The sequence below is a fragment of the Pantoea stewartii subsp. stewartii genome (assembly GCF_008801695.1).
Classification (GTDB): domain Bacteria; phylum Pseudomonadota; class Gammaproteobacteria; order Enterobacterales; family Enterobacteriaceae; genus Pantoea; species Pantoea stewartii.
The window spans coordinates 1-566 of the sequence record NZ_VZPF01000223.1; the positions used below are offsets into that span (position 1 = coordinate 1).

Annotated in this window: 1 pseudogene; it reads left to right on the forward strand. The window is 59.5% G+C overall.

Annotated elements, in window-relative coordinates:
- A pseudogene (locus F7Q90_RS25865) lies at window positions 1-566 on the forward strand (alpha-2-macroglobulin family protein); the annotation flags it as partial.

A 566-nucleotide genomic window follows, 5' to 3' on the forward strand; every position in this document is an offset into this window, starting at 1 on the left:
CGACTGCTGCGTTATCTGCAAGATCCTGGGATGATGCTGATTCGTTATAGCGATAATACACAGGCCAGTACTTTTGCCGCTCAGGCCTACGCCGCGCTGGTGCTGGCGCGCCAGCAGAAAGCGCCGCTCGGGGCGCTGCGCGAAATCTGGGAGCGCCGTAGTCAGGCGGCTTCAGGGCTGCCGCTGATGCAATTGGGCATCGCGTTAAAAACGATGGGTGATGCCAGACGCGGCGAAGAGGCCATTACGCTGGCTCTGAATACGCCGCGTCAGGACGAACGTCAATGGATAGCGGATTACGGCAGTTCTCTGCGCGATAACGCTCTGATGTTGTCGCTACTGGAAGAGAACAACCTCAAACCGGACGCGCAAAACGCGCTATTAAGCTCGCTTTCTGAGCAGGCCTTCGGTCAGCGCTGGCTCTCTACCCAGGAGAACAATGCCTTGTTCCTCGCCGCGCATTCACGACAGGCCAGCGCGGGCGCCTGGCAGGCGCAGACATCGCTTGAGGCGCAGCCACTGTCGGGCGATAAGGCGCTGACCCGTAATCTGGATGCTGACCAACT